General features: G+C 71.6%; 12 protein-coding genes and 2 pseudogenes. 5 read left to right on the top strand and 9 right to left on the bottom strand.

Annotated features, from left to right (window positions below):
- Positions 1-15: 15 nt before the first annotated feature.
- Positions 16-272 (bottom strand): annotated as a pseudogene (locus ADL12_RS49385) (CNNM domain-containing protein); the annotation flags it as partial.
- 70 nt (positions 273-342) lie between these two features.
- Positions 343-1,458: an acyltransferase family protein gene (locus ADL12_RS00065; protein ID WP_062697060.1), complete on the bottom strand. Its 1,116-nt coding sequence runs from the start codon at positions 1,456-1,458 to the stop codon at positions 343-345.
- A 214-nt stretch (positions 1,459-1,672) separates the two neighbouring features.
- On the opposite strand from ADL12_RS00065, the gene ADL12_RS00060 reads away from it, so the two are divergent.
- On the top strand, positions 1,673-2,128 hold the full coding sequence (locus ADL12_RS00060) for a tellurite resistance TerB family protein (RefSeq protein WP_062697058.1): 456 nt from the start codon (positions 1,673-1,675) through the stop codon (positions 2,126-2,128).
- 57 nt (positions 2,129-2,185) lie between these two features.
- Here ADL12_RS00060 and ADL12_RS00055 read toward each other — a convergent pair whose 3' ends face one another.
- From ADL12_RS00055 to ADL12_RS00045, 3 genes are all read right to left on the bottom strand, one after another.
- Positions 2,186-3,571 (bottom strand): LCP family protein, encoded by a 1,386-nt coding sequence (locus tag ADL12_RS00055; RefSeq protein WP_208614444.1) that lies wholly within the window; start codon positions 3,569-3,571, stop codon positions 2,186-2,188.
- Between the two features lie 184 nt (positions 3,572-3,755).
- The gene (locus ADL12_RS00050) at positions 3,756-4,715 is read right to left on the bottom strand and encodes a M56 family metallopeptidase (protein ID WP_062697056.1); all 960 of its coding nucleotides are present in this window, start codon (positions 4,713-4,715) and stop codon (positions 3,756-3,758) included.
- Between the two features lie 6 nt (positions 4,716-4,721).
- On the bottom strand, positions 4,722-5,111 hold the full coding sequence (locus tag ADL12_RS00045) for a BlaI/MecI/CopY family transcriptional regulator (RefSeq protein ID WP_062697054.1): 390 nt from the start codon (positions 5,109-5,111) through the stop codon (positions 4,722-4,724).
- A 147-nt stretch (positions 5,112-5,258) separates the two neighbouring features.
- Between ADL12_RS00045 and ADL12_RS00040 the strand changes: the two genes are divergently transcribed.
- The gene (locus tag ADL12_RS00040) at positions 5,259-5,510 is read left to right on the top strand and encodes a twin-arginine translocase TatA/TatE family subunit (RefSeq protein WP_062697052.1); all 252 of its coding nucleotides are present in this window, start codon (positions 5,259-5,261) and stop codon (positions 5,508-5,510) included.
- A gap of 26 nt (positions 5,511-5,536) precedes the next feature.
- On the opposite strand, the gene ADL12_RS00035 is transcribed toward ADL12_RS00040, so the two are convergent.
- Positions 5,537-6,250, bottom strand: coding sequence for an aminoglycoside adenylyltransferase domain-containing protein (locus ADL12_RS00035; RefSeq protein ID WP_079051769.1), 714 nt, complete (start codon positions 6,248-6,250; stop codon positions 5,537-5,539).
- Between the two features lie 12 nt (positions 6,251-6,262).
- Between ADL12_RS00035 and ADL12_RS55910 the strand changes: the two are divergent.
- Positions 6,263-6,500 (top strand): annotated as a pseudogene (locus ADL12_RS55910) (hypothetical protein); the annotation flags it as partial.
- Positions 6,501-6,575: 75 nt separating this feature from the next.
- Here ADL12_RS55910 and ADL12_RS00030 read toward each other — a convergent pair.
- A complete protein-coding gene (locus ADL12_RS00030; RefSeq protein ID WP_062697050.1) occupies positions 6,576-9,950 on the bottom strand; it encodes a pyruvate carboxylase in 3,375 nt (1,124 codons plus the stop codon).
- Between the two features lie 141 nt (positions 9,951-10,091).
- Between ADL12_RS00030 and ADL12_RS00025 the strand changes: the two genes are divergently transcribed.
- Positions 10,092-12,167, top strand: a complete 2,076-nt coding sequence (locus tag ADL12_RS00025; protein ID WP_063806594.1) for a SpoIIE family protein phosphatase — start codon at positions 10,092-10,094, stop codon at positions 12,165-12,167.
- A gap of 181 nt (positions 12,168-12,348) precedes the next feature.
- On the top strand, positions 12,349-14,796 hold the full coding sequence (locus ADL12_RS00020) for a SpoIIE family protein phosphatase (RefSeq protein WP_062697048.1): 2,448 nt from the start codon (positions 12,349-12,351) through the stop codon (positions 14,794-14,796).
- Between the two features lie 35 nt (positions 14,797-14,831).
- On the opposite strand, the gene ADL12_RS00015 is transcribed toward ADL12_RS00020, so the two are convergent.
- Both ADL12_RS00015 and ADL12_RS00005 read right to left on the bottom strand, forming a co-directional pair.
- The gene (locus tag ADL12_RS00015; protein WP_244187715.1) at positions 14,832-15,998 is read right to left on the bottom strand and encodes a SpoIIE family protein phosphatase; all 1,167 of its coding nucleotides are present in this window, start codon (positions 15,996-15,998) and stop codon (positions 14,832-14,834) included.
- Between the two features lie 628 nt (positions 15,999-16,626).
- Positions 16,627-16,909: substrate-binding domain-containing protein (locus tag ADL12_RS00005; RefSeq protein ID WP_159053040.1), on the bottom strand; the 283-nt coding region annotated here is incomplete at its 5' end.

The following is a 16,909-nucleotide window of genomic DNA, read 5'->3' as shown; positions in this document are numbered from 1 at the left end:
GGCGGGCCCTCGTCACGGCGCTCGTATGGCGAGGTTCCTCGGGGCCGGCTCGCCCAGCACCATCTGCACGATCGTGGCCAGCACGAAGGCGAGAGCATGAAGGACAGCCGCTCGAGCACCTTCAGGGCGCGGGCGGCCTTCCGGTCCCCGGCCTCGGCCTCACGGGCGAGGGCGAGCCGGCCGGCGGAGACATACGCGAATTCCTGGGCGACGAAGTAGCCGGTGCCGGCGGTCAGGACGAAGACGGCCAGCAGGCCGAGTACAGCATTCAACGGCGTGCCGATCGGGGGTCCGTCGATCTGGCGGACACGTAGCGGCTCTTTGTTCTTGGTGTTCCTCCGGTCAACGATTGTGGCCGAAACGGAGTTCCCGACCCCGTAGGGCATACGCCATCCGCGGTTCCGTCACGCGGCGGAAGACCCGCTGGACGCAAGGGGTGCACAGCACGGACATGACCGCGGCCGCGACCAGTGTGACGGTGATCTCGCCGACGGGCTGCCGGATCCAGGCGGAGTCGTACCAGCCCCAGTACTTGGCCGCCTGGGCGACGAAGCCGTGCAGCAGGAAGCCGCACAGCGTGCCGGCGCCCAGCACGGTGAACCACGTCCGGTGCCCGGGCACCCAGGCGAGGAAGCAGGCGACCAGGACGACCGAGCAGCCGAAGGTGGCCAGTGTCATCACGGGTCCGTACCAGGCGGGCGCGGCGAGTTCCTCGGCGCTGTCGCTGCGGAAGAACCAGGCGTAGTTCATCCGCGGGACCGCCCAGTAGGCGACCGCGAGGGCACAGACGAGGAACGGCAGGGCCAGGATGCGCGCCTCACGGCACCGGACCAGCCGGAAGTACTCCGGCTTCAGCAGCAGGCCGAGTACGAAGTACGGCAGGAACTGCAGAACCCGCTGCAGGCCGAGGTCGTCGCCGATGGAAGGCGAGAGGGTGGCGAGCATCGCGATGGCGAGAGCGAGCGGCAGCGGCCACCGCACGAGCCGCCAGACAGGGGCCGTCAGCCGCCAGATGAACAGCGCCGCCAGGAACCAGGTCAGGTACAGGGGGTCCAGCAGGCTGATCGGCCGGTCGGGATCCTGGCTGGTCCACCGGGTGAACAGGGTGTACGCCACCTCGAAGACCACATAGGGAACCGCCACACCGGTCAGCAGGCGTCCGATCTTCCGCGGTTCCGCCTCGAAGCCCCGCGAGAAGTAGCCCGAGACCACGGCGAACGCCGGCATGTGGAACGCGTACACGAGGATGTACAGCGCGGTGACGGCCCTGCTGCCCTCCCGCAACGGCTCCCACGCGTGGCCGGTCGCCACCAGCACGATCGCCAGATACTTCGCGTTGTCGAAGAACGGCTCCCGCTGCTCGACCCGTCTCGCCCCCGCTCCTGCGGACGGCAGCGGCTGCTGCTGTCGCTCCGGTGTGCGTGTGACGGTGGGTACGGGTGTGGCGTCAGCGGACATCGCCAGCACCCTAAGCACACCCCCGTACGCCGGCTCAACCACGCTGTGTGCGAACGCACACGTATGAGCCACTCCATGCGAAGGAGCGCGCCGTGGCTCGCCGTCGACGGGGTGAGCAGCCCGGGAACCCTGCTGCTAACTTCTACATTACTGTAGAAGTTGCGGTCGTCCGGTCCGGGCGGGCGCAAAGACCCCTACCCCGTTTGGAGTTCTCATGGCCCTGTGGGACCGCATCAAGGAGTCCGCATCGACGATGCAGACCCAGTTGGTGGCGAAGAAGAACGACCTCAAGAGCGGCGCCTTCCGCGACGCGAGCATGGCCATGTGCGCGCTCGTCGCCGCCGCCGACGGCACCGTCGACCCTTCCGAGCGGCAGCGCGTGGCCCAACTGATCGCCACCAACGAGGTGTTGCAGAACTTCCCCGCCGACGACCTGCGCCGCCGCTTCGAGGAGAACCTGAACCGGCTCACCACGGACTTCGACTTCGGCAAGGTGAGCGTGATGCAGGAGATCGCCAAGGCGAAGAAGAAGCCCGCCGAGGCGCGTGCCGTCATCCAGATCGGCATCGTGATCGGAGACGCTGACGGGGATTTCGACAAGGACGAGCAGGCCGTCGTGCGCGAGGCGTGCTACGCGCTCGACCTTCCGCCGCACGAGTTCGACCTCTGACCGGTCGGCATCCCGTGTGCCGGGGGGACGCGAGCGGCGTCCGCCCGGCGCGGCCGGTCAGCGGATGCGGTCGGGGTCGAGGTCCTTCCCTATGACCAGGGTGACCACGTCCGCCGCGGCGTCCGAGGCCTGCGTGGCCCGGGCTTCGGGCAGCCGGGCGGCCAGCGCCTCGGCGGACTTCTCCAGACCCGCCGGGTAGGTGACGGTTGTGGTACCGGTGTCCTGCGGGGCGTTGCCCGTGCCGACGACGGTGAGGCCGGCCTCGCGGAGCTTCTCGGCGACGGTGGCGGCCCGCCCGGAGACACCGGTGCCGTTGAGGACCTGGACGCGCACGGAGGAGGCGTACAGGGGGTCCTTCGTTTCCGCCTGAAGTTGCTTCTTGTCGATCTCCTTGTCCTTGGCCAGGGAGGTGAACAGGTCGGCGGCCTGCGGGTACTGCCAGACGACGTTGGCCGTGTCGGTGGCCACGTCGGCCTCCCGCGGGTAGTTGGGCACGGTGAGGAACGCCAGGCGATCGCTCGGGATTCCCTTGAGCTGCGACGCGAGTCCGGACAGCGGCTTGATGCCGGCCAGGTCGGGGTCCGTGGTCAGGGACTTGGTGGCGGATCCCAGGAAGCCGTACAGCGCCTTCGGGTTGGTCAGTTTGGCCTTCGCCTTCTCGGCCAGTGCGTTCATGAACTCCTGCTGGCGTCCGATGCGTCCGATGTCTGAGCCGTCACCGACGCCGTAGCGGACCCGTACATAGCCGAGGGCCTGCTCGCCCTCGACGGTCTGGCAGCCGGCGTCCATGTCGAGGCGGGCCTTCTTGGAGTGGATGGCCTGCTCGGGGCAGACCTCGATGCCGTCCAGGGCGTCGACCATGCCCTTGAAGCCCTGGAAGTCGACGGACATGAAGTGGTCGATGCGCAGGCCCGTGTTGGCCTCGACCGTCTTGATGGAGCAGGCGGCGGCCCCGGCGACCTCGCCACTGGTGCCGCCGAGCGCGAACGCCTCGTTGATCTTGGCGTGGTGTGGGGTGGAGTTGTTCCCGTCGCCCTTGTCGCAGGCCGGTATCTCCACCCAGGAGTCACGGGGGAACGACACGACCGCGGCCCACTTCCGGTTCGCGGGGACGTGCAGCACCATCAGCGTGTCCGACTGCATGGTGGTCAGGTCCTTGCCGTACTCGGCGTTGGCGCCGTCGCGGCTGTCGGAGCCGACGACCAGGATGTTCTTCGAGCCCGGGCTGAGGTTGACGGGACGGTCGCCGCCGATCTTGTCGTCGACGTCGGCGGACTTGATGTTGTCGTTGAGGTCCTGGTAGACCCAGGCGCCCACCCCGGCGATGCCGAGGACGACCACCGAGGTCGCCCCCGCCCCCCACGCCAGGATCCGTCCACGCCGCGTCAGCCGGGACTTCCCCTCGCCGGCCGACGTACGTCGACGCTTCCCCGTTCCGCTCATCCGCGCCCCCTCGATAGACATACGGCCCGCAAGACCCGGACCCCTCACCATGACCAGACCACGATCTTGCCAACTTCGGTTGCCCGAACCGAACGAACACGCGAAATTCTCAGGGGAATTGCTGGTGAGCAGCGCCGAACACACGGGGTCCGCCAGGGTCGGTGCCCGATCGGGCACTCCTCGTTCAGAGGGGCGTCGCCGCGCGCAGGATGAGGACCATCTTCACCGCCGAGTTCGCGGACGACATCGCCGACGCGGCCGTACCCGCGGCCGCGCACCACGCCGCCAGGCCCACCGACGTGAACAGCGACGGCCAGCGGCGTACCGGCGGAGCGGGACCGAGCAGCGCGGCCACCCGGCGCGGCACCGGCCCCGGCGCCGCGAAGCCGGCGAGCGTCGCGAGCGGAGTACCTCGGGACACGAGCGCCGCCTCACCGATCGCGCACGCCACCGTTCGGCGGCTGCCGACCGCCTTGGCCGCCTCTTCGTCCGCCCAGCGTTCCGCTGTGTAGGACACCGCCGTACGCAGCGGGCGCAGGAACGGGTTGGCCCGCGCGGCCAGTTGGACCGCGAGCAGGTACCGGTGGTGCCGCGCGGCCAGATGGGCCCGCTCATGAGCGAACAGGGCACGGCGTTCCGCGGGTTCGAGGCAGTCCAGCAGGGCCGTGGTCACCACCACGCGGTCGCGTCGGCCGCCCGGCAGCGCGTATGCGTACGGCACCTCGTCGGGGAGTACGGCAACTCCCGTCCCCGGCAGCCCGGACAGCGCCCGGTGGGCGTGGCGGCGCACCCGGCCGTGCCGCCACAGGGTCCGGGCGCAGGCCACGACCACCGCGCACAGCGCCGGAATCGCCGCCTTGCCGACGACCTCGTCGTACGGCACCGCCGCGCGGACCTCGGGGTCGGACCAGCCGTCGGGCTGGGGGTCCCCCCGGACGAAGTCTGGGGGAGGGTTTCCGGGCAGTTGAGCGGTGCCCACCACCATCACCAGGCCCAGGCACACGGTGCTGCATGCCGCCATCACCACGGCCACACCGGTCAGCAGTCTCGTGGCGGTGCGGGGATGCAGGTGCTGCTCGGCCAGGCGCGCGATCGGCCATGCCGTGAGCGGCAGCACCAGCGGAAGAAAGACGAAGACCCCCATGAGGCGTCAGTCTTGCCCTTCGTTTCGCGACTGGCCCAGCAGTTCGCGCAACAGCCGCTCGTCGTCCGGCCCGAGGCCGGTGACGAAGCTGGCCAGTACGCCTTCCCGGTCGCTCTCGGCGTCCAGCACCTTGCGCATCCTGTGCGCCGCGAGGCCCGCCTGGTCCGACGCCGACGTCCACGCGAAGGACCGGCCCGCTCGCTCCCGGGTCACCGCGCCCTTGGCCAGCAACCGGGTCAGGATCGTGATCACCGTCGTGTAGGCGAGGTCCCCGCCGAGCCGCTCCTGCACCCAGCCGGCCGTCGCCGGGCCGTCCGCCTCCCGCAGCGCCGACAGGACCAGCGCCTCCAGCTCACCCTGCCCCCGGCGTCGGGAACGCTGCCGGGGGTCCGCCATGCCCTGTCTCCCTTCCGCTGACCTGCACGTCACGTGCGATACATCGAGCGGTACATCGTAAGGAAAGCAGAAGGCGGAGGCCGTCTTCCATAATTTCGACAGTGCTGTAGATTTCAGGACCCAGCTCATCAGAAGGACAGGGCCCTCATGTTCGGACTCAGCGAACTCGCGATCATCCTCCTCGTCGTCATAGCCGTTCTCTGCGCCAAGAAGCTTCCCGAGCTGGCCCGTTCGGCGGGTAAGTCGGCGCGCATCCTCAAGGCCGAGGCCAGGGCGATGAAGGACGAGGACGAACCGGCCGCCGCACCCCGGGTGATCCAGGGGGAGACCGCGCAGAGCGCCGGGACCGCCACCCCGGACGAGTCAAAGCCCGAGGGCACGCAGCAGCCTCGGCAGTGACCGGCCTTTGTGCCGTCAGCGCAGGCCTACCCTGCCCGCTCCGCGTCGGCGGTCTCGTCGACGCGTTCGGCCACCCAGGCCAGGAAGGCCTGTACGTCGGTGGCGGGCAGTGCGGTCGCGGCGGTGCGTGAGGGGCGTTCGTAGCTGCGCAGTGCGGCGTTCAGGAGCGGTCCGAAGCGGTCCTCGGACGCCGCGACCGCTTGCGCCGCCCGGCGCTTGGGCTGCCAGCGGCCCGTACGGCAGAACTGCACGGAGCGGCAGCCGTTGAGGACTCGGTTGTCCGCGAGATGTCCTTCGCCGGCGCTGTGCTCACGGACCGAGGCACGGATCGCGCTGAGCACGTCGGCGCGGGCGGGTTCGGCGATCGCTTCCGGCGCCGGCCTGCCGTACAGCACGCGTCCGGCTTGATGGGCGACGGAACGGTCGATGACGTACCAGAACGCCAAGGACTCCGTCGGGTCGAGGCTGACCCGGTCGGTCAGCAGGGGTCCGGTGTTGAGGTCCAGCAGGTACCCGGCCTCGCCGGACGGCCGGGCCGCGAAGTCCTCGCCGTAGACCACCAGCTCCAGTCCCGCCGCGGGGCAGGGAAGGGCCGGGTGCGCGAGTGCGGCGGCCAGGTCGGGCAACGCTCGTCCGGTCAGCGGCCCGTCCACGACCACGGTCATGTCGGTGTCGCTGCGTCCGTGCCGGTAGTCACCGAGCGCGACGGAGCCGACGGCGATGACGCTGACCAACAACAAGACCTACGAGGCCCCTGCAGGGGCAGTCCGGAGAGGCCCAGCAACCTCGGCCCGAACTTCGGCGCCACCATCCCGCCCGGCCAGAGCCGCACCGTGACGCCGCCCCTCCAGGTCGCCGCCGACTCGGGCTGCAACGGCAACATCGGCTTCCACGCGTACTTCTACGGCGAGTTCAGCGACGCGACGACACGCCGACGGCCTGCGGCGGCGGCCCGGTGTCACGCCGAAGACCCGGGTGGCCTGCGCCTGACCTCCGATCCCGTCCGCCGGCGCCCCGCGCAGATGCCTCCCCCTGCGCGGGGCGCGACGGCACTCGGGGCCCTGCTCAGGCCAGTTCCACGAGCAGGTCGCCGCCCTCGACCTGCTGGATGCGGTTGATGGCCAGCCTGGCCACCCTGCCGGACTTCGCGGCGGTGATCGACGCTTCCATCTTCATCGCCTCGATGGTGGCCACCGTGGCACCGGCCGCCACCTCGTCCCCCTCGGCGACGGTGAGGGTCACCACGCCGGCGAACGGCGCCGCGACGTGACCGGGGTTGGCCCGGTCGGCCTTCTCCGTCACCGGGACATCCGAGGCCGCCGCCCGGTCGCGGACCTGGATCGGCCGCATCTGGCCGTTCAGGGACGACATGACGGTGCGCATGCCGCGCTCGTCCGCGTCACCGACGGCCTGCAGCTCGATCAGCAGCCGCACACCGCGCTCGAGGTCGACGGCGTACTCCTTGCCCGGGCGCAGCCCGTAGAAGAAGTCCTTGCTGTCCAGCACGCTGGTGTCGCCGTAGCTGTCGCGGTGCGTGTCGAACTCGCGCGTCGGTCCTGGGAACAGCAGCCGGTTGAGGGTGGCCCGCCGGTCCTTCGCCAGCCCCTTGCGGTCGTCGGCGCTCAGTTCCTGCACCGGTTTGGCCTCGGCGCGGCCCTGCAGCGCCTTGCTGCGGAACGGCTCGGGCCAGCCGCCGGGCGGGGTGCCCAGCTCGCCGCGCAGGAAGCCGATGACGGAGTCGGGGATGTCGAAACGGTCCGGGGTCGACTCGAAGTCCTCCGGGGACACTCCGGCGCCCACCAGGTGCAGCGCCAGGTCACCGACCACCTTCGAGGAGGGGGTGACCTTCACCAGGCGGCCGAGCATCCGGTCGGCGGCGGCGTACATCGCCTCGATCTCCTCGAAGCGGTCGCCCAGGCCGAGTGCGACCGCTTGGGTGCGCAGGTTGGAGAGCTGTCCGCCGGGGATTTCGTGATGGTAGACGCGGCCGGTCGGCGAGGCCAGGCCCGCTTCGAAGGGGGCGTAGACCTTGCGGACGCTCTCCCAGTACGGCTCCAGGTCGCCGACGGCCTGGAGGTCGAGGCCGGTGGGCCGCTCGGAGTGGTCGGTCGCGGCCACGATCGCGGACAGCGAGGGCTGCGAGGTCGTACCGGCCATGGACGCCACCGCCCCGTCCACCGCGTCCGCGCCGGCCTGGATGGCGGCGAGGTAGGTGGCGAGCTGGCCGCCCGCGGTGTCGTGGGTGTGGATGTGGACCGGCAGGTCGAACTCCCGGCGCAGCGCCGACACCAGCTTCGCCGCGGCCGGTGCCCGCAGCAGGCCGGCCATGTCCTTGACGGCCAGGATGTGGGCGCCCGCGTTCACGATCTGCTCGGCCAGGCGCAGGTAGTAGTCGAGGGTGTAGAGCTTCTCGGACGGGTCGGAGAGGTCGGAGGTGTAGCACAGGGCCACCTCCGCGACGGCCGTCCCGGTCTCCCGTACGGCTTCGATGGCGGGCCGCATCTGGTCGACGTCGTTCAGGGCGTCGAAGATGCGGAAGATGTCGATGCCGGTGGCGGCCGCCTCCTGCACGAACGCGTCGGTCACCTCCGTGGGATACGGCGTGTAGCCCACGGTGTTGCGGCCGCGCAGCAGCATCTGGAGGCAGATGTTCGGCGCTGCCTCCCGCAGGGCCGCGAGGCGTTCCCAGGGGTCCTCGGCGAGGAAGCGCAGGGCGACGTCGTAGGTCGCGCCGCCCCAGCACTCCAGGGACAGCAGCTGGGGCAGGGTGCGCGCCACGACCGGGGCGACGGCGAGCATGTCCTTGGTGCGCACCCGGGTGGCGAGCAGCGACTGGTGGGCGTCGCGGAACGTGGTGTCGGTGACGCCGATGGTCGGGGAGGCGCGCAGCCAGCTCGCGAAGCCCTCAGGGCCGAGTTCGGCGAGCCGCTGCCGGGATCCGGCCGGTGGCTCACCGGTCGGCAGCGCGGGCAGCTTGGTCAACGGGTCGATCAGGTCGGGCCGTTCGCCGTGCGGCTTGTTGACCGTGACGTCGGCGAGGTAGGTGAGCAGCTTCGTGCCGCGGTCGGCGGAGTGGCGGGCGGTGAGCAGGTGCGGGCGCTGCTCGATGAACGACGTGGTGACCTGACCGGCCCGGAAGTCGGGGTCGTCCAGCACGGCCTGCAGGAAGGGGATGTTGGTGGCCACGCCGCGGATGCGGAACTCGGCCACGGCGCGCCGGGCCCGGCCCACCGCGGTGGTGAAGTCCCGGCCCCGGCAGGTGAGTTTGACCAGCATGGAGTCGAAGTGCGCGCTGATCTCCGTACCGGCGTGGGTGGTGCCGCCGTCCAGGCGGATGCCCGAGCCGCCCGGTGAGCGGTAGGCGCTGATGCGGCCGGTGTCCGGGCGGAATCCGTTGGCCGGGTCCTCGGTGGTGATCCGGCACTGCAGCGCGGCGCCGCGCAGTGTGATGGTCTCCTGGGCGAGGCCGAGTTCGGCCAGTGTCTCGCCGGCGGCGATGCGCAGCTGCGCCTGCACCAGGTCGACGTCGGTGACTTCCTCGGTCACCGTGTGTTCGACCTGGATGCGCGGGTTCATCTCGATGAAGACGTGGTTGCCGTCGCGGTCGAGCAGGAACTCCACGGTGCCGGCGTTGCGATAGCCGATCTGCCGGGCGAAGCGCACGGCGTCGGCGCAGATCCGCTCGCGCAGCTCCGGGTCGAGGTTCGGGGCGGGGGCGAGTTCGATCACCTTCTGGTGGCGGCGCTGCACCGAACAGTCCCGCTCGAACAGATGGATGACGTTGCCCTGTCCGTCGGCGAGGATCTGCACCTCGATGTGGCGGGGCTCGACGACGGCCTTCTCCAGGAACACCGTGGGATCGCCGAACGCGGACGCCGCCTCACGGGATGCCGCCTCGATGGCCTCCCGCAGCTGGGCGGGCTCCTCGACGCGGCGCATGCCGCGCCCTCCGCCGCCGGCGACCGCCTTGACGAAGACGGGGAAGCCGACGTCCTCGGCGGCGCGGACGAGCTCGTCGACATCATTGGACGGCTCCGAGGAACCCAGCACCGGCACGCCGGCCGCCCGTGCGGCGGCCACCGCGCGCGCCTTGTTCCCGGTCAGCTCCAGTATCTGCGCGCTCGGTCCGACGAACGTGATGCCCGCCTCTTCGCACGCCCGGGCCAGATCGGGGTTCTCGGACAGGAATCCGTACCCGGGGTAGACGGCGTCCGCTCCCGCCCGGCGCGCCGCGCGGACGATCTCCTCCACGGAGAGGTAGGCCCGCACCGGGTGCCCGGGTTGGCCGATCTCGTAGGCTTCGTCGGCCTTCAGCCGGTGCAGGGAGTTGCGATCCTCGTGCGGGAAGACGGCGACGGTGCGCGCCCCCAGCTCGTAGCCTGCGCGGAACGCACGAATCGCGATCTCGCCGCGGTTGGCTACCAGCACCTTGCGGAACATCCTTGATCCCTTCAGCCTGCCGGTGACGGAGCACCCATGGTGTCGGCGGTACCCCTTTCACGCCATGTGAGCCGGGCCACTTGCGGCCTAGGCTGTCCTTGAGCCTGATGTGGTCAAGGGTGATGTGAGCGAGGTGCCCTCATGACCAGCGCGAGTCACCGCGGTGCACGTGCCCACGACGCGATCGGCGAAACGCCGGATCGGCGCACGTCCACGGCGGGGCACGCGGGGGTGTTCCAGGACCTGCTGCCGCTCGCGCTCTGGGTCGTCGACGCCGACGGGCGCCTGGTGCAGTGGTCGCTGGCCGCGCGGGACCTGCTCGGTCACACGCCGGAGCAGCTGGTGGGCCAGGACGCCAAGCGCGTACTCGTACCCGAGGAGAACCGGGAGCTGGCCGACCGTCTGGTCCGGACGGTGCGGTCGGGTGCGGCGGTGGTCGCGCGGCTGCCGGTCCGGCATCGCGACGGGTCCGTCGTCGACATGGAGATGTGGCACTGTCCGATCGCGGATGCGCGGGGGCGTACGGGTGTGCTGGCCATCGCGGCGGAGACCTCGGCCGTGGAGCGGATGCGGGATGCGCTGGCCGCGCTGGAGGGGCTTTTCACCCAGTCCCCGATCGGCCTGGCCATGCTCGGTCCCGACCTGCGTTTCCTCCGGGTCAACGAGGCTCTGTCCCGGATCGACGGCGTCCCGGTGGCCGAGCACGCCGGCAGGCGCGTGACCGAGATCGCCCCCGGCGCCGGCGCGCTGGAGTCGGTGATGCGGCAGGTCCTCGACCGGGGTGAGGCGGTGGTCGACTTCCGCTACGTCTCCGGCGCCGCGGACCCGCAACGGATGCGGACGTGGTCGTGCTCCTACGCCCCCTTGCTCGGCGGGGCCGGCCAACGGGTCGGGGTGATCGCTTCGCTGATCGACATCACGGAGGGGCAGCGGGCCCACCTGGAGGCGGAGCGGGCGCGGCGGCGTCTCGCGCTGCTGGCGGAGGCGGGCACCCAGATGGGCTCCACCCTGGATCTGACGCGGACGGCACAGGAGGTGGTCCGCGTCCTGGTGCCCCGGCTGGCCGACTCCGCCGACGTGCAGTTGCTGGAGGAGGCGATGGCCCCCGACGAGACCGCCGCGTCGGCGCACGGCGTGGTCCGCCGCGCCGCGGCGGCCTTCACCGATCCGGACGCGCCGGCCGACCACCTCGCGGTCGGCATGACCATGCAGGTGCCGCCCGGCTCGGTGTACGAGCAGGTCATGACTGCCGGGCGTGCCATGAACCTCTACCTGGGCGACATCGGCCCGCTGATCCCCACCCCCGGCGCCGAACGGCTGCGCGAGTACCTGTACGCCCGCGTGGGCGCCGCGCGTCTGGTCCCGCTGGTGGCCCGGGGCACCGTCCTCGGTGCGGTGGTGGTGACCCGGACGCGCGGGCGGGAGCCGTTCGACGAACAGGACACGCTGCTGATCGACGAGCTGGTGGCCCGGGCGGCGCTGAACATCGACAACGCGCGCATGTACAGCCGGGAACGCGACGCCGCACTCACCCTCCAGCGCAGCCTGATGAACACCGCCCTGCCCACCGTCAGCGGACTGGAACTCACCGGGCGCTATCTACCGGCCGGCGACCAGGAGGTCGGCGGCGACTGGTTCGACGCCATCGCCCTGTCGGACGACCGGACCGCCCTGGTGATCGGGGACGTGATGGGGCACGGCATCCACGCCGCGGCGGTCATGGGCCAGCTGCGCACGGCGGTACGGACCCTTGCGCGCCGGGACACCGCGCCCGGCCAGGTGCTGCGCTCCCTGGACGCCGCCGTGGCCGACCTCGGCGACAACGAGATGGCCACCTGCCTGTACGCCGTTCATGATCCGGTCACCGGCCACTGCCTGATCGCCAGGGCGGGCCACCCGCCTCCCGTGATCGCCGACGAGCGCGGAACGGTCGCCTTCCTGGACGGGCCCGCGGGCCCGCCGCTCGGCGTGGGCAGACAGGACCGCGAGGTCCAGCGGGTGTTCCTGCCGCCGCACAGCCTCCTGGTGACCTACACCGACGGTCTGATCGAGACCCGGGGCACGGACCTCGACCAGGGCATGCGCCGTCTGGCCGAGGCACTGCGGCACCCGGGCCACCCTCTGGAGGAGATCTGCGACGACCTCCTGGCACACGTCATGCCCCAGGTGGCCGACGACGACGTGGCGGTACTCCTCGCCCGCGCACTGCCCCGGTGAACCGGGACCCCGGACCGTCACGAGCAGCACCGGACAGGCCGTCCCGGCCGCGACGACGAAGCACTCGGCGCCCACACCGCCGATACTGGAAAGAACCACTGCACAGACAGGCATGCGGAACGGCAGGAGCGCCCGGGGCACCGCACCACGGGCCCCGCGATCGGCGCGAGATGGGTGGGCGATGCACAACACATCCCCTACGTCGCTCAGCGAGAGCCCGGACGATCCGTTCTCGGTCCACCGATCCGCGTCGGCCGTGCTGGACGGCCGCGGACGGGTCGTCGCATGGAGTGAAAAGGCTACCGCGCTCCTCGGGCACCGGGCCGACGAGGTGCTGGGCCGGACGGTGCGCGAGGTCCTCGTCGACAGCGCCGACGAGGACCTGATCGCCGAGGCGACCGCCGCGTGCCTGCGGGAGCAGGGTTGGTTCGGGCTGCTGCCGGTCCTCAACCGCGCGGGACACCGCGTGTACGTGGGGTTCAGAGCCCGCAGGGTCCAACGACTGGACTCCACCGTCGAGTGGGTCCTCATCGGCTCGCTCGCCGAGCACATCGCCCAGTGGGAGATGGACCGGGCCGTGCTGGACGGCTTCTTCACCCGGTCCCCGGTGGGTGTCGCGGTACTCGGCCCGGACCTGCGCGTGCTGCGGGTGAACCGGGCGATCGCGCGGTTCGGCGGACTGCCCCCCGAGGCGTACCGCGGGCGTCGTACCGCCGACTTCCTGCTCGGCCCGGACACGGAACTGATCGAGGAAAGGCTCCGGCGGGTCCTGAGGACGGGCGAGCCCCTGATCTTCGCCGAGCAGCCCTGCCGGTTGCTGCGGGACCCCCAGAAGGAACTCATCGTCTCCGTGTCCGCCTTCCGGATGCAGGACCCCTCCGGCAGGGTGCTGGGCGTCACCGAGATCGTCGAGGACGTCACCGACCGCCACCGGGCCCGCCGGCGACTCGCCCTGCTCAACGAGGCCGGGACCAGGATCGGCAGCACCCTGGACGTGGCCAGGACGGCGCGCGAGCTGGCCGAGGCGGCGGTTCCCGCGCTCGCCGACGCCCTCTCGGTGGATCTGCTGGAACCCGTGACGCGTGGGGAGGAGCCGGCCCCCGACGCCCGGGGCCCGCTGCGCAGGATGGCGGTCCGCAGCATCCGGCCCGAGGCGCTGAAGGTGATGTATCCCGAGGGCCATCTGTTCTCCTTCTCCGAGGAGACCGCGCCGGCCCGCTGCCTGGCCGAGCGGCGTCCGGTTCTGGAGCCTCTCCTGAAGGGCAACCGCGGATGTTTCACCGCCGAAGCGCCACGGGCCGAGAAGGCGCTCGCGCTGGGCGTGCACTCGCTGATGGTGGTGCCGCTCGCCGCGCGCGGGGTGGTCCTCGGCCTCGTCTGCCTGTGGCGCTCGCAGCGACCGGAGCCGTTCGAGGAGGATGACCTCACCCTGGCGGAGGAGTTCGCCGCCAGGGCCGCGGTCTGCATCGACAACGCCCGCCGCTACACGCAGCAGCACAACGCCGCCGAGGCCCTGCAGCGCAGCCTGCTGCCGAGCAAGGTGCCCGAACACCCGGCGGTCGAGACGGCGCGCCGCTACCTGCCCGCGCCCGCCTCCACCGGTGTGGGCGGCGACTGGTTCGACGTCATCCCCCTGTCGGGGCTGCGCGTCGCCCTGGTGGTCGGCGATGTGGTCGGCCACGGTATGCACGCCTCGGCGACCATGGGCCGGCTCCGCGCCGCCGTGCACACGCTGGCACACCTCGACATGGATCCGGACGAGGTTCTCGCCCGCCTCGACGACCTGGTGGACCAGTTGGCCACCGAACAGCGGCAGGCGGACGGGAACACCCCGCAGATCGTGGGCGCGACCTGCCTGTACGCGATCTACAACCCGGTCTCCCGGCACTGCGCGATGGCCCGCGCGGGGCACCCGCCGCCGATCGTGCTGGGACCGGACGGCCGGGTGCGCCCGGTCGACGTCCCCGCCGGACCACCCCTCGGCCTGGGCGGGCTGCCGTTCGAGACGGCCGAGCTCGAACTGGACGAGGGCAGCCTGATCGCCCTGTACAGCGACGGTCTCCTCCTGGCCGACCACCGCGACATCGACCAGGGACTGGCTCTGCTGCGCTCCGCGCTGGCCGGCCCGTTCCACTCGCTGGAGCACACCTGCAAGGCGGTGGAGGACGCGATGCTGCCCGACCGGCCCTCCGATGACGTCACGCTGCTGCTGGGCCGGACCCGGGTGCTGGCGGCGCGGGACGTGGCCACCTGGCAGCTGCCGGCCGAGGCCACCGCGGCCGGCCGGGCCCGGACGCTGGTGCGGGACCGGCTGACCGAGTGGGGGCTGGAGGAGTTCGCCTTCACCACCGAACTGATCGTGAGCGAACTGGTCACGAACGCCTACCGGTACGCCGGCGGCCCGGTGCTGCTACGGCTGATCCGGGACGGCCATCTCATCTGCGAGGTCTCCGACACCAGCAGCACCTCCCCCCATCTGCGCCAGGCCCGCGGCACCGACGAGGGCGGACGTGGCCTGTTCCTGGTGGCCCAGCTGTCCGAGCGGTGGGGCACGCGTTACGGCCGCAACCGAAAGACCATCTGGGCCGAGCAGCCGCTGTCCACGCAGCAGGGGGAGCCCGGTGCCTGACCCTTCGGCATCGTGGCCGGCGGGCCGTTGCCGCGTCAGGTGGGCGCCACGGCCTCCACGGTGAGGGCGAGGACGGCCCGGTCGTCGTTGTCGGAACGGGCCGACCAGCGTTCCGCGTCGGCTCGTACGAACGACACGACCGTCTCCGGATCGAGCGCGCCCTCCCCGCAGAACCGTTCGCCGAGCCGCTCCAGGACCGGGTAGAAGACGCCGCCCTCGTTGCGGGCCTCGCTGACCCCGTCCGTGGCCCCCGTCACCTGCCGCACGCGGATCTGCTGGAAGTCGTCGATGGCCTTGTCCATCCGCTGTGGGCCGGGAGCAGCCCGGCCCGTGCGCAGGGCGGCGGCGGTCTCCTCGCACAGGGACACCACCTGCGGCAGCAGCGGCCCGGCCGCCGTGGCGGTACGGCCCCCGCCGCGCACGAGCACGCGAAACTCGCCGGTCTCGGTCAGATGGGCCAGCTGTTCGAGCAACCGGCGTACGGCGGCCCCCGCCTGGGAGAGGCCGCGAACCGCTCGGCCCGGGCCCGCGGGGCGTTCCGCGGGCGGGATGTGGGACAGCCGCAGCCGCGCGCCCGCCTCCCGCAGGGCCTCAGCCGACAGCACGGTGCTCCCTGCAACCGTGTCGCCGGCCGTCACCAGCGCGTCCGCGAGGGCCCTCCGGTACGTCGGGTCCGGCGGCTGAGGCAGCAGGAACAGCTCGCACAACGCCAGCACCACCACTCCGAAGATGAGCCCAGCCAGCCGTAGCCCGAGGGTCTCGGGTTCGTACGGCGGGAAGCAGGCCAGGATGTAGAAGAGCTGGAGCCCTGGAGCCGCCCCGGCCGGGCGCGGGCCCGCGATCGCCGCGAAGGCGAGGAGAAAGCCCACGACGAGCATTCCCAGCACGGCTGCCCAGGTCGTCACCGCCAGTACGGTCCCCAGCGCGACCAGGAGCAGACCGACGGGCAGAGCCTTGAGCATCACCTCGGCCCGCTGCCGACCCGACCCGGGGATCGGGGACAGCAAGCCGACGGAGATGGGCGCGAACAGGGCGTACAGCGCCGGCACCGGTTCTTCGAGCCCGTATACGCACGTGTAGAAGCCCACGGACGCAGCGAGCGTCACCCGTACCGACCGGTGCAGGATCCGCGTCCGCTCCGCCCTGCCCTTCACGGCAGGCGCCCGCGACGTGGCGCCCGCGAGCCGAGACTCAGCGCCCATGAGCACGTTCCTCTCGGGCCGACACCGCCGCGGCGTCCTGGGGCGGGCCGGACATGCGATCCACTGCCCATTGTCGGGCCGCCCCCATGGGGAGCGCAGCCCGACGGTTCCGATCGCGGCGACGGTCCGCCTGGCCCACACCGGGCGACAACGGTCGGTTCGAGTCAAATAGGACACGGCCGCCGCCGCGGGGGTACAGTGCCGCGCCGGGGGCGCGCCGCGCGGTGAGCCAGAAGTCCGTCCAGCGTTCCAGCCTGGCGTATGTCTCGGCCGGTTCCGTCCGGTCGGGAGGCGTGGGCAGGCGGCGGCGCAGGTGGCTACTGGTCCCAGGCAAGTGCTTGGACATCAGTACGGCGGGAGGGCGGGCGGTGTCCAGTTCCTCCACCGCGAGGAGGAGGAAGCTCAGTGCCCCGCCGCCGCGCGGGCGCAGCTTGGCCAGCTCATAGCCGGCGGCGGACACGGCCACGGTGCCCAGGCCGATGACGAGGCTCTGTTTCTGGCATGCGGGTGCCGAGGCAAGGGGGCGCGGGCGGGCACGCCGAACGGCACCGTCGTGCGGTTCGAGCGTCCTGCGAGGTGAGGGCAGAAAGGGTGGGGAAACGAAGGGTGAGGGGCTGCGTGCGGACCGTCAGGGCGTTGTAGCGAACCCGGCGTCGTCCGTGGGGGGCGCGGCTCCCGCGGGCCCGGTGCTGGCCCGCAGCGAGATCGGCGGCGTGAGCAGGTGGTGCCGGGGCGGCGCGTCGGGTTGGTCGAGCCGCTCCACCAGCAGGTCGACAGCGAGTCGGCCCAGCTCGGCCGCCGGTACGTCGGCTGCGGTGAGCTGCGGGGTCACCGTCTCCGCCCAACGGCCGGCCACGACTCCGGTGACGGAGAAGTCGCGCGGCACATGGCGGCCGGCCACGGCCAGCCCC

This window comes from Streptomyces regalis (genome assembly GCF_001509475.1).
GTDB lineage: Bacteria > Actinomycetota > Actinomycetes > Streptomycetales > Streptomycetaceae > Streptomyces > Streptomyces regalis.
The sequence above is the reverse complement of the archived record's forward strand: the minus strand, read 5'-3'. Positions and strand labels throughout refer to the sequence as shown.

What these genes read in the sequence shown, in the direction of transcription:
- ADL12_RS00065 (WP_062697060.1), bottom strand. Translation starts at nt 1,458, where the DNA reads ATGTCCGCTGACGCCACACCCGTACCCACCGTCACACGCACACCGGAG.
- ADL12_RS00060 (WP_062697058.1), top strand. Translation starts at nt 1,673, where the DNA reads ATGGCCCTGTGGGACCGCATCAAGGAGTCCGCATCGACGATGCAGACC.
- ADL12_RS00055 (WP_208614444.1), bottom strand. Translation starts at nt 3,571, where the DNA reads ATGAGCGGAACGGGGAAGCGTCGACGTACGTCGGCCGGCGAGGGGAAG.
- ADL12_RS00050 (WP_062697056.1), bottom strand. Translation starts at nt 4,715, where the DNA reads ATGGGGGTCTTCGTCTTTCTTCCGCTGGTGCTGCCGCTCACGGCATGG.
- ADL12_RS00045 (WP_062697054.1), bottom strand. Translation starts at nt 5,111, where the DNA reads ATGGCGGACCCCCGGCAGCGTTCCCGACGCCGGGGGCAGGGTGAGCTG.
- ADL12_RS00040 (WP_062697052.1), top strand. Translation starts at nt 5,259, where the DNA reads ATGTTCGGACTCAGCGAACTCGCGATCATCCTCCTCGTCGTCATAGCC.
- ADL12_RS00030 (WP_062697050.1), bottom strand. Translation starts at nt 9,950, where the DNA reads ATGTTCCGCAAGGTGCTGGTAGCCAACCGCGGCGAGATCGCGATTCGT.
- ADL12_RS00025 (WP_063806594.1), top strand. Translation starts at nt 10,092, where the DNA reads ATGACCAGCGCGAGTCACCGCGGTGCACGTGCCCACGACGCGATCGGC.
- ADL12_RS00020 (WP_062697048.1), top strand. Translation starts at nt 12,349, where the DNA reads ATGCACAACACATCCCCTACGTCGCTCAGCGAGAGCCCGGACGATCCG.
- ADL12_RS00015 (WP_244187715.1), bottom strand. Translation starts at nt 15,998, where the DNA reads ATGGGCGCTGAGTCTCGGCTCGCGGGCGCCACGTCGCGGGCGCCTGCC.